The 10,947-nt window shown below is 63.3% G+C and carries 13 protein-coding genes; 7 read left to right on the top strand and 6 right to left on the bottom strand.

What is annotated here, in order from left to right:
* Positions 1-205: 205 nt before the first annotated feature.
* The 6 genes from rluB to BFP90_RS08115 form a co-directional block, all read right to left on the bottom strand.
* On the bottom strand, positions 206-1,417 hold the full coding sequence (rluB, locus tag BFP90_RS08140) for a 23S rRNA pseudouridine(2605) synthase RluB (RefSeq protein ID WP_065887640.1): 1,212 nt from the start codon (positions 1,415-1,417) through the stop codon (positions 206-208).
* Between the two features lie 144 nt (positions 1,418-1,561).
* The gene (locus BFP90_RS08135; protein WP_065887639.1) at positions 1,562-1,753 is read right to left on the bottom strand and encodes a DUF1289 domain-containing protein; all 192 of its coding nucleotides are present in this window, start codon (positions 1,751-1,753) and stop codon (positions 1,562-1,564) included.
* A 127-nt stretch (positions 1,754-1,880) separates the two neighbouring features.
* Complete coding sequence (gene scpB / locus BFP90_RS08130) at positions 1,881-2,795, bottom strand: SMC-Scp complex subunit ScpB (RefSeq protein ID WP_065887638.1); 915 nt, start codon at positions 2,793-2,795, stop codon at positions 1,881-1,883.
* Positions 2,796-2,807: 12 nt separating this feature from the next.
* On the bottom strand, positions 2,808-3,506 hold the full coding sequence (locus BFP90_RS08125; protein ID WP_170827597.1) for a segregation and condensation protein A: 699 nt from the start codon (positions 3,504-3,506) through the stop codon (positions 2,808-2,810).
* Positions 3,507-3,626: 120 nt separating this feature from the next.
* Complete coding sequence (locus BFP90_RS08120) at positions 3,627-4,256, bottom strand: L-threonylcarbamoyladenylate synthase (protein ID WP_065887636.1); 630 nt, start codon at positions 4,254-4,256, stop codon at positions 3,627-3,629.
* A 13-nt stretch (positions 4,257-4,269) separates the two neighbouring features.
* Positions 4,270-5,133, bottom strand: a complete 864-nt coding sequence (locus BFP90_RS08115) for a PHP domain-containing protein (RefSeq protein ID WP_065896413.1) — start codon at positions 5,131-5,133, stop codon at positions 4,270-4,272.
* An 87-nt stretch (positions 5,134-5,220) separates the two neighbouring features.
* Between BFP90_RS08115 and BFP90_RS08110 the strand changes: the two genes are divergently transcribed.
* The 7 genes from BFP90_RS08110 to BFP90_RS08080 all read left to right on the top strand — a co-directional run bounded on the left by BFP90_RS08110 (position 5,221) and on the right by BFP90_RS08080 (position 10,756).
* Positions 5,221-5,817 (top strand): septation protein A, encoded by a 597-nt coding sequence (locus tag BFP90_RS08110; protein WP_065896412.1) that lies wholly within the window; start codon positions 5,221-5,223, stop codon positions 5,815-5,817.
* A gap of 1 nt (position 5,818) precedes the next feature.
* Complete coding sequence (locus tag BFP90_RS08105; RefSeq protein WP_065887633.1) at positions 5,819-6,118, top strand: YciI family protein; 300 nt, start codon at positions 5,819-5,821, stop codon at positions 6,116-6,118.
* A 106-nt stretch (positions 6,119-6,224) separates the two neighbouring features.
* A complete protein-coding gene (locus BFP90_RS08100; protein WP_065896411.1) occupies positions 6,225-6,632 on the top strand; it encodes a translation initiation factor 2 in 408 nt (135 codons plus the stop codon).
* A 7-nt stretch (positions 6,633-6,639) separates the two neighbouring features.
* A complete protein-coding gene (locus BFP90_RS08095; RefSeq protein WP_065887631.1) occupies positions 6,640-7,317 on the top strand; it encodes a response regulator transcription factor in 678 nt (225 codons plus the stop codon).
* A gap of 157 nt (positions 7,318-7,474) precedes the next feature.
* A complete protein-coding gene (locus BFP90_RS08090; protein ID WP_065896410.1) occupies positions 7,475-7,954 on the top strand; it encodes an LTXXQ domain protein in 480 nt (159 codons plus the stop codon).
* 68 nt (positions 7,955-8,022) lie between these two features.
* On the top strand, positions 8,023-9,366 hold the full coding sequence (locus BFP90_RS08085) for a sensor histidine kinase (RefSeq protein ID WP_065896409.1): 1,344 nt from the start codon (positions 8,023-8,025) through the stop codon (positions 9,364-9,366).
* 40 nt (positions 9,367-9,406) lie between these two features.
* Positions 9,407-10,756, top strand: coding sequence for a CoA transferase (locus BFP90_RS08080; RefSeq protein WP_065896408.1), 1,350 nt, complete (start codon positions 9,407-9,409; stop codon positions 10,754-10,756).
* The last annotated feature ends 191 nt before the right edge of the window (positions 10,757-10,947 follow it).

Below are 10,947 nucleotides of genomic sequence, written 5' to 3'. Positions count from 1 at the left end.
GGGCAAGCCCCCTCCCACATTTGGACCTCGGAGCGTCAGGTAGATACGCGTTAGCTCCCTCGCCACAGGTACGGTGTCGCACCAAAATTGTGTAGATACCTATGGCTATCGGGGGCAAGCCCCCTCCCACAGTTGATTGCATTTCAAATTTAGAGGAAAAAAAAGCCAACCCCAGGGTTGGCTTTTTTATGCAGCGGCTACGGCCTCACTGCGGCTTCTTACGACCAAAACCCGGACGCTGACCGGACCCCGCCGGAGCGCCACGGCGCTTGCCCGACGGCTCGTCAGCCACCAGCTTCGGGCCAGGGCGCTTGTTCGCCGCTGGCTTGGCCGGACGCTTGGTGCTGGCGTTGTCGGCCGGACGGTCGGCTTCACCACGGTTGCTGCGACCACCCGACGGAGCCGGACGCGGGGCGCGTGGAGCACGCTCGCCTTCCTGGCGCGATGGCGCGGTTGGACGGCGCTCACCTTCAATCTGCGGCTCGCGGGAAATACGCCCGCCGGTTGCCGGTGCATTCAACGCCGGGCGCAGGGTGCGGGCAACGCGCTCGGTACGCGGCACAGGGCGCGACGATTTACGCTGCATACGCTCAAGCTTGTCTTTGCTCTTGGCGTTCATCTGCGGCATCGCGACCGGCGTCAGGCCGACTTCGGCGCTGAGGATGTCGACTTCGTACTGGCTCATTTCGCGCCAGCGCCCCATCGGCAGGTCGGAGTTGAGGAACACCGGGCCGAAACGCACGCGTTTCAGGCGGCTGACCACCAGGCCCTGGGATTCCCACAGGCGACGGACTTCACGGTTGCGGCCTTCCATCACCACGCAGTGGTACCAGTGGTTGAACCCTTCGCCACCCGGCGCCTGCTTGATGTCGGTGAACTTGGCCGGGCCGTCTTCAAGGACCACACCGGCTTTCAAGCGCTCGATCATCTCGTCATCGACTTCGCCACGTACGCGCACGGCGTATTCGCGGTCCATCTCGTAGGAGGGGTGCATCAGGCGGTTGGCCAATTCACCGTCGGTGGTGAACATCAGCAAACCGGTGGTGTTGATGTCCAAGCGACCGATGTTGATCCAGCGGCCTTCCTTGGGCTTGGGCATCTTGTCGAACACGGTCGGACGGCCTTCCGGGTCGTCACGGGTGCAGATCTCGCCGTCGGGCTTGTTGTACATGATCACGCGGCGTACCGATTCGGCGGCTTCTTCGCGCTTGATGACCTTGCCATCGATGGTGATCGCGTCATGCAGGTCGACGCGCTGGCCGAGGGTGGCCTCGACGCCGTTGACCTTGATTCGCTTCTGGGTGATCCAGGCTTCGACGTCGCGGCGCGAGCCCACGCCGATACGCGCCAGCACCTTTTGCAGTTTTTCGCCTGCTGGGCCGATTTCCTGGCTGTCGTTCTGGTCTTTGTCGTTCATCTTAAGCACCTCCCGGTGGGTCGATTCAGGCGTGGCCTGAAGAGTGTTGAAAGCGGGGCTTTGGCCGAATAGGTCGGCAAAGGGTCGCGAATCATACGCGCATGGCGCGTGTTGCGCATCAGAGAGTAGTCGATAACACCCAAGTCATTTGCTTTTCCGCCGACCGGTGGCGCCCAACGCCAGCAAGCGCAGTTCGGCTTCGGCCAGCACGGTGCGCTTGTCGACTTTGTCGAGTTTCTTCCAGGCGCGGATTTCACGCTTGCTACGGCCACAGCCGACGCAGATGTCGTCGCTGAACTTGCAGATGCTGATGCAGGGGTCTTTGGTCGAAGTCATAGTTGCTCTCGGACAACGGCGATCAAAATGTGGGAGGGGGCTTGCCCCCGATTACGGTGTATCAGTGATGGTTATGCTGACTGACACACTGCAATCGGGGGCAAGCCCCCTCCCACATTGGATCTTGTCAGTCTTCGAGTTGGCGGCGTTCGTTTTCGATCGCCTCGGCCAGCGCCCGGGCCTCGTCTTCCTCGTCGCTCAGCGGCGGCTGCTCAAGGGCCGCCACGGCGGCCAGCAGTTTTTCGCGGGCATCGGCGACGCCGAGGATATCTTCTTCGACGTCGGGCTCGGGCTCAACGTTCACCTCGGTTTGCGGCTCAGCGGCGCCGTCACGCAGCAAATCATCAAAGTCGGTCTTGATGCCTTGCTCCATGTCGTCCAGTTCCAGCAGCAAGGTATGGAAACTGGTTTCGTCCTTGGGCTCCTCCGGCTCGGCACTGGCGTCGGCCAGTTCCTGCAGGCTCTGCGGCACCGGCGCGTCGTCGAAGTCCAGCACCGGCTCGGCTTCCATCTCGCGCAGCTCGGCCAACGGCGGCAGGTCGTCGAGGTTCTTCAGGTTGAAGTGGTCGAGGAACACTTTGGTGGTGGCGAACATCGCCGGTTTGCCGGGCACGTCACGGTAGCCGACGATGCGGATCCACTCGCGTTCCAGCAGCGTCTTGACGATATGGCTGTTGACCGCCACGCCCCGCACATCTTCGATCTCGCCCCGGGTGATCGGCTGGCGATAGGCGATCAACGCCATGGTCTCCAGCATCGCCCGTGAATAACGCTGCGGGCGTTCCTCCCACAAGCGTCCCACCCACGGGGAAAATTTCTCGCGGATCTGCAGGCGATACCCCGACGCCACTTCACGCAACTCAAAGGCACGACCGTCGCAGGACTTGCGCAGGATCTCCAGCGCCTTCTTGAACACAGGCGGTTCGGGGCGTTCGGCTTCTTCAAAAAGTTCGAACAGGCGCTCCAGGGATTGCGGCTTGCCCGAGGCCAGGAGGAAAGCTTCCAGCAAGGGCGCCAGTTCGCGGGGTTCAGTCAGATTCATCGATTCAGCTCGTTATTCGGCTCGCGCCCGCACATGGATAGCCGCAAACGGCTCATTCTGGACCAGCTCGACCAAGGACTCCTTGACCAGCTCCAGGATCGCCATGAAGGTCACCACCACGCCCAGGCGCCCTTCTTCTGCGGTGAACAGTTCGACAAACGGCACAAACCCGCCGCCCTTGAGGCGCTCCAGCACATCGCTCATACGCTCGCGGGTGGACAGGGCTTCGCGGCTGACCTGGTGGCTTTCGAACATGTCGCCACGGCGCAGCACCTCGGCCATGGACATCAGCAGTTCTTCCAGGCTGACGTCAGGCAACAGCTTGCGCGCGCGCGCCTCGGGCGCGTCCAGCTTGGGCACCACCACATCGCGGCCTACCCGACTCAAACCGTCGATACCTTCGGCCGCAGCCTTGAAGCGCTCGTATTCCTGCAAGCGACGGATCAGTTCGGCGCGCGGGTCATCTTCTTCGGCTTCGACCGCTTCCGAGCGCGGCAGCAGCATGCGCGACTTGATCTCGGCGAGCATGGCGGCCATCACCAGGTATTCGGCGGCCAGTTCCAGGCGCACCGACTGCATCAATTCGACATAGCCCATGTACTGCCGGGTGATTTCCGCCACGGGAATATCGAGGATGTTGATGTTCTGTTTGCGAATCAGGTACAGCAGCAAGTCCAGCGGGCCTTCGAAGGCCTCGAGAAAGACCTCCAGGGCGTCGGGCGGGATGTACAAATCCAGCGGCATTTCCATGACCGCCTGGCCATAGACCATGGCAAATGGCAGTTCCTGCTGGGCGCCCGCCTGGGGATCGACGGTTTCCACGACCGACATTCAGGCCTCGACCATAAACGGCGTAGGGTCGCCGCAGCCCACACGGATCACTTCAGGCTCGCCGTCGGCCAGGTTGATCACGGTAGACGCCTTGCCGCCCCCGAAGCCGCCGTCGATGATCAGATCCACCTGCTTCTCCAGCAACTGGCGCATTTCATACGGGTCTTCCAGCGGTTCGGTATCGCCCGGCATGATCAACGACACGCTCATCAGCGGCTCGCCCAGCTCGGCCAAAAGCGCCAGGGCGATCGGGTGTTCCGGCACGCGCAGGCCGATGGTGCGCTTCTTCGGGTGCAGCAGCAGGCGCGGCACTTCGCGGGTGGCGTTGAGAATAAAGGTGTAGGGCCCCGGCGTGTGCGCCTTGAGCAAGCGGAAGGTGCCCGTGTCGACCTTGGCGAACAGCCCCAACTGCGACAAGTCGCTGCAGATCAGCGCGAAGTTATGGTTCTTGTCCAGCTCACGCAGGCGTCTGACCCGCTCGACCGCGCCCTTGTCGCCGATCTGGCAACCGATGGCGTAGGACGAATCAGTTGGATAGATCACCACGCCGCCGGCGCGAATGATCTCGACCGCCTGCTTGATCAGGCGCGCCTGGGGGTTTTCCGGATGAATCTGGAAGAATTGACTCACGTGTTCTACCTGTTCAGACGGTGGCAATAATGGGGTCATGCTTGAATCGCCCCCACAGCAGCGGCAGATCTTCCGGGACCTGGCGATACTCGCCGATCTCGGACCAGCCGCCTGGGCCATGAAAATCACTGCCGGCACTGACCAGCAGACCAAATTCGCGCGCCAGGATCGCCAGGCTGCCAACCTGCTCGGCAGGTTGATGCCCGTTGACCACTTCGATCGCGTGGCCGCCCGCTCCAATATAGTCGCCGATCAGCTTGCGGCGCTTGCTGCGGGTGAAATCGTAATGCCAGGGATGCGCCAGGCTGACCCAGGCCCCGGAGGCCCGCAGGGTGCCGACGGTGTCTTCCAGGGTCGGCCAGTGTTGCTTCACATCGCCCAGCTTGCCCGCGCCCAACCATTTACGGAAGGCCTCGGCGCGATCCTTGACGAACCCCTCACGCACCATCCAGTCGGCAAAGTGCGGACGGGCCGGCGCGTTACCGCTGTCGCCCAGCTCCTGCTGGATGGCGCGGGCGCCGTCAAGGGCGCCAGGCATGCCTTTGAGGCTGAGCTTGCGGCTTATTTCTTCGGACCGCAGCCAGCGGCCATCGTGCAATTGGGCGATGGCGGCCACCAGGGCCGGGGCGTTCTGCTCGAAACCGTAGCCGAGCACATGAATGGTGGCGCCGCCCCAGGTGCAGGACAATTCCACGCCGTTGACCAGTTGCATGCCCAGTGCATGGGCCGCCGTGCGGGCCTCGTCGAGGCCTTCGAGGGTGTCGTGGTCGGTCAGCGACAGGACTCGCACGCCTTTTTCAAACGCACGCGCAACCAGTACCGCAGGCGCCAGGGCGCCGTCGGAGGCCGTGCTGTGGCAGTGCAAATCAACATTCACGGGAGTGTGTAACCTCAAGTCAGCTGGCGCTATCGCAACCAAGGATGTTTGTTATTATGCCGCCACATCCAGCTTCTGGCTCTTACTGTGAAACAATTCATCGACTTCATCCCGCTGTTGCTGTTTTTCATCGTTACCAAACTCGACCCCAGGGTCATCGACATCGCCGGTCACGAACTCTCGTTCGGCGGCATCTACAGCGCCACCGCCGTGCTGATCATCAGCTCCATCGTGGTTTACGGCGCCATCTTCATCTCCCAGCGCAAGCTGGAAAAAAGCCAGTGGCTGACCCTCGTCGCCTGCCTGGTATTCGGCGGCCTGACCCTGGCCTTCCACAGCGAAACCTTCCTCAAGTGGAAAGCCCCGGTGGTCAACTGGCTGTTCGCCCTGGTCTTCATCGGCAGCCACTTCATTGGTGATCGCCTGCTGATCAAGCGGATCATGGGCCACGCGCTGACCTTGCCGGAGCCGATCTGGGTACGCTTGAACGTGGCCTGGATCGTGTTCTTCATCTTCTGCGGTGCCGCCAACCTGTTCGTGGCGTTTACCTTTCAAGATTATTGGGTCGACTTCAAGGTGTTCGGCAGCCTGGCCATGACCCTGCTGTTCCTGGTCGGCCAGGGTATCTACCTGTCGCGCCACCTGCATGACACTGCCGCCACCACGCCGAAAACCGAGGACTGACATGCTCTACGCCATCATTGCCACCGATGTTGCCAACTCGCTGGAAAAACGCCTGAGCGTGCGCCCCGCCCATGTCGAACGCCTCAAGCAGTTGCAAACCGAAGGCCGCATCGTACTGGCCGGCCCGCACCCGGCCGTCGACAGCAACGACCCGGGCGACGCGGGTTTCACCGGCAGCCTGATCGTTGCCGAGTTCGCGTCCCTGGCCGATGCCCAGGCGTGGGCCAAGGCTGATCCTTATGTCGCGGCGGGTGTCTACGCTGATGTCGTGATCAAGCCGTTCAAGCAAGTCCTGCCCTGAGCCCGGTGGCGCCCGACCAAAACGCTTGGGCGCCCGCCTGATGGCTCATTATTCCCGGTAACCTGCCGATAACGTTCTGAATATTCGTGTGGAATCAGGAGTTCCGATGCGCTTACGTCAGTTGTGCCTGTTGGCAGTGTTAACCCTCGGCGCGATGGCCCAGGCTGAAGAGGCCTCCAATAGCGGCAGCGCCACGCCGCTGTCCTTGAGTCCCCACAGCCAGGTCACCGAACTGCAGCAACGTTTGAAAGAAAGCGAAGGGCTGCGTGAAGAACTGAGCAAGCAGCTGCAAAGCGCGCAAGCCACCCGCGAAAGCGCGCAACTGAGTCGTCTGCGCCAGGAGAACCAACGCCTGGCCCAGCAACTCAAAGAGACACAGGACGGCGCCTTGACCCGATGGTTGACCGAGCAGCAGCAGTGGTTTGTCACCGGTGCGGGCGTCGCACTGATCGCCCTGCTGTGTGGCATCTTCGCCAGCGGTGGGCACCGTCGTCGTCGACAATGGCTAAATTGAGTGAGTCATGAGCGAGCTGTTACTGATAGATGATGACCAGGAGCTCTGCGAGCTGCTGGTCAGTTGGCTGAGCCAGGAAGGTTTCCAGGTGCGCGCCTGCCATGACGGCTCCAGCGCCCGCAAGGCCCTGGCCGAAGCCGCTCCGGCGGCGGTGGTGCTCGACGTGATGCTGCCCGACGGCAGTGGACTGGAGTTGCTCAAGCAATTGCGCAACGACCACCCGGAGTTGCCGGTGCTGATGCTGTCGGCCCGGGGCGAACCCCTGGACCGCATCCTCGGCCTGGAACTGGGCGCCGACGATTACCTGGCCAAGCCTTGCGACCCGCGCGAACTCACTGCGCGCCTGCGCGCCGTACTGCGCCGCAGTCATCCGGCTGCGGTGTCGACCCAACTGGAGCTGGGCGACCTGTGCTTCAGCCCGGTGCGCGGGGTGGTCAGCATCGACGAACAGGAATTTACCCTGACGGTCTCCGAAAGCCGCCTGCTCGAGGCCTTGCTGCGCCAACCCGGCGAACCGCTGGATAAACAGGAACTGGCGCAGATCGCCCTGGGCCGCAAATTGACCCTGTACGATCGCAGCCTGGACATGCACGTGAGTAACCTGCGCAAGAAGATCGGCCCGCACCCGGACGGTCGACCGCGGATCGTGGCGCTGCGCAGTCGTGGTTACTACTACGCGCCTTGAGCGTGGGTGACGCGCAGCGTCACGGGATGCATTCCCACGCAGAGCGTGGGAACGATCGGGCCTTACCAAACCTTTACGCTCCGCTGACGGCGGCTGACCTTGCCCTGGGTAATCTACTCACATCCGGACTCACCGGAATAGAGACAGGAGAATCACCATGCGCAAGACCCTTATCGCTTTGATGTTCGCCGCTGCACTGCCTACCGTCGCCATGGCCGCCATGCCGGAAGGCCCAGGTCCAGGCCCAGGCCCAGGCCCGATGGGCGGTCCGGAAGGCCACATGATGGGTGGCCCGGGTCACGGTGAACACGGCCCGCGTGGTAAAGGCGGCCCGTTCCGCCAGCTGGATTTGAGCCCGGAACAACACGAGCAGATCCGCAAGCTGATGGGTGACCAATGGCACGCTCGCAAAGACCTGACCCGCAAGTACCTGGACAAACTGCCGGCCGCCGACCAGAAAGCCATGCAGGACGAGATCGCTGCCGGCAAGCAGAAAACCCAGGCCGATATCCGCGCCATCCTCAAGCCCGACCAGCAGAAGAAGTTCGACGAGATCGTCAAGCAACAAGAGCAGCGTCGTGCCGAATGGAAGGAATTCCAGGCCTGGAAAGCGCAACAGCCGCAAAAAGCGCAATAATGCTCCAGCGTTAACGCTCCCAGCCCAGTGGCCCCCGCCGCTGGGCTTTTCCTGTTTGAGGGTTTCCCGTGCGTTCATTGTTCTGGCGCATCCTGGCGAGTTTCTGGTTGGCCATCGCCCTGGTTGCGGGGTTGTCGATCCTGCTCGGGCATATGCTGAACCAGGACGCCTGGATTCTCAGCCGCCATCCCGGCCTCAACAATCTGGCGCAAGAGTGGACGCAACTCTACGAAGCCCAGGGCGAAGAGGCTGCCCAGGAGTTGCTGCAGCAACGCAAGCGCCAGTACCACATTGACGTGCAAGTGCTCAACGAGGGCGGCGAGCCGGTGGTACGCGGCACCTTCCCGCGCCGCGCCGCCGCCCTTGAAGCCCGGCAGAATGACAGCCAGGACAGCCACCTGCCCTGGCGCCGCCTGACCGCCGAATACACCAGCGAAAAAACCGGCGACACCTACCTGCTGATCTATCGCATTCCTCATCCGGAGCTGGACGCCTGGCACCGCAGCAGCCTGTTATGGCCGTTCAGCGCCCTGGCCATTGCCCTGGTGGTGCTGACGCTGTTCAGCCTGTTGGTGACGTTGTCCATCACCCGCCCGCTTAGCCGACTGCGCGGCGCGGTGCATGACCTGGGCCAGGCCACATATCAACAGAACAGCCTGGCGCAACTGGCCAACCGCCGCGATGAATTCGGCGTCCTGGCCACCGACTTCAACCGCATGGGCGCCCGCCTGCAAAGCCTGATCGGCAGCCAGCGCCAACTGTTGCGCGACGTCTCCCACGAACTGCGCTCGCCCCTGGCCCGCTTGCGTATCGCCCTGGCCCTGGCCGAACGCGCCAGCCCCGAAGATCGGGAAAAACTCTGGCCGCGCCTGACCCGCGAATGCGACCGCCTGGAAGCCTTGATCAGTGAGATTCTGGTCCTGGCCCGGGTGGATGCCGACAACGCCAGCGCCGAAGAGATCGACCTCAACCCATTGCTCAAGACCCTGCAAAAAGACGCCCAACTCAGCGCGCCGGAGCAAGAGGTGCAACTGACGGCTGAACCCGACCTGCGCCTCAAGGGCTGGCCGACCATGATCGAGCGCGCCGTGGACAACCTGCTGCGCAATGCCCAGCGTTTCAACCCGGCCGGCCAAGCCATCGAGTTGCACGCGCAGCGGCACGGTGAACGGATCCTGATCAGCGTGCGCGATCACGGCCCCGGCGTTGAAGCCGAGCACCTGAACCAACTGGGCGAGCCGTTCTACCGCGCACCCGGCCAGACCGCGCAAGGTCACGGCCTGGGCCTGGCGATCGCACGTCGCGCCGCCGAACGCCATGGCGGCCAACTGATCCTGGCCAATCATCAGGGCGGCGGCTTTGTCGCCAGTCTCGAACTGCCATTGGTGCCCGGGGTTGCCACACCGGCCTGACGATCTTCTATAGTGGCCCTTCTCTTATGGAGGGCCTTCGATGACTGACCTGCTGACACCCATCCAAGCCGCACTCGATCTGCCGCCTACCCCACTGACCCTGAGCGAGCCCGGCGCCCTGCCCTCGGCCTTTGCCGTGACTGACCTGGCCGCCGCCAGCATCGGCGCCGCCGGCCAGGCCGTTGCCGAGCTTATCCGTCAACAGACCGCACGCTTGCCGAGCATCAGCGTAGATCGTCGCCTCGCCTCGTTGTGGTTTTCCTCATCGATTCGCCCACTGGGCTGGCAAGTGCCGCCGCTGTGGGACCCGATAGCCGGTGACTACGCAAGCGCCGACGGCTGGATTCGCTTGCACACCAACGCGCCCCATCACCGCGCCGCGGCCGAACGGGTGTTGGGCAAGGTCACCGAACGCGCGCAAATGGCGCATAACGTCGCCAAGTGGAACGCCGCCGAACTGGAACAGGCGGTGGTCGACGAAGGCGGTTGCGCGGCGCAAATGCGCACCTGGCAAGCCTGGCAGGGCCACCCCCAGGGCTTGGCGGTGAATGCCGAGCCACTGATACAGCGGCAGGCCTTCGCCACCGCCGGCAACCAACCCTGGCTCGGCACCACGGCCCGACCGCTGGCCGGTATCAAGGTGCTGGATTTGACCCGCGTCCTGGCCGGCCCGGTCGCCAGTCGTTTTCTCGCGGGCCTGGGCGCAGACGTATTGCGCATCGACTCGCCGACCTGGGACGAACCCGGCGTGGTGCCGGAAATGACCCTGGGCAAGCGCTGCGCGCGTCTTGACCTGAAGAGCGCCGAGGGTCGGCAGGTCTTCGAAGCGTTGCTCAGAAACGCCGACATTCTGTTCCACGGTTACCGCGCCGATGCGCTGGAGCAACTGGGCTACGCGAGCGACGCGCTGCAACGCATCGCGCCGGGCCTGATCGATGTCAGCCTCAATGCTTACGGCTGGAGCGGCCCGTGGCGCAATCGGCGCGGCTTTGACAGCCTGGTGCAGATGAGCAGCGGGATTGCCGAGGCCGGGATGGCCTGGAAACAGGTGGATAAGCCGTCGCCGCTGCCGGTGCAGGCGCTGGACCACGCGACCGGGTACCTGATGGCGGCCAGTGCGATCCAAGCCTTGAGCGAACGCTTGAAGTCCGGGCGCGGGGGTACGGCGCGATTGTCGCTGGCCCGTACGGCGAAGTTATTGGTGGATGCGGGGCAGGTGCCGGAGCAACCGGCGTTGCGGGCCGAAGATGCGTGTGATCAAGGCCTGGTGGTGGAACAGACCGCCTGGGGCCCGGCGCATCGACTGCTGGCGCCGCTGACGATCAGCGGTACGCCGCTGCAATGGGATTTGCCGGCGGGGGAATTGGGGTCACACCGAGCGCAGTGGTGATCTGAAGACCGCCATCGGGGGCAAGCCCCCTCCCACTTTTGAATGGGTTCACAAATCAAAATGTGGGAGGGGGCTTGCCCCCGATGGCGGCCTCTGGGCCGACCGGGATGTTGGATCAGATCGAGTACATATCCGTTTCTGTGGTAACGGCCACTTAGGGTTCCGCCCTGACGGCGGCTCACTTTTGAAAA

This window comes from Pseudomonas sp. 24 E 13, from assembly GCF_900004715.1.
Classification (GTDB): domain Bacteria; phylum Pseudomonadota; class Gammaproteobacteria; order Pseudomonadales; family Pseudomonadaceae; genus Aquipseudomonas; species Aquipseudomonas orientalis_A.
The sequence above is the reverse complement of the archived record's forward strand: the minus strand, read 5'-3'. Positions and strand labels throughout refer to the sequence as shown.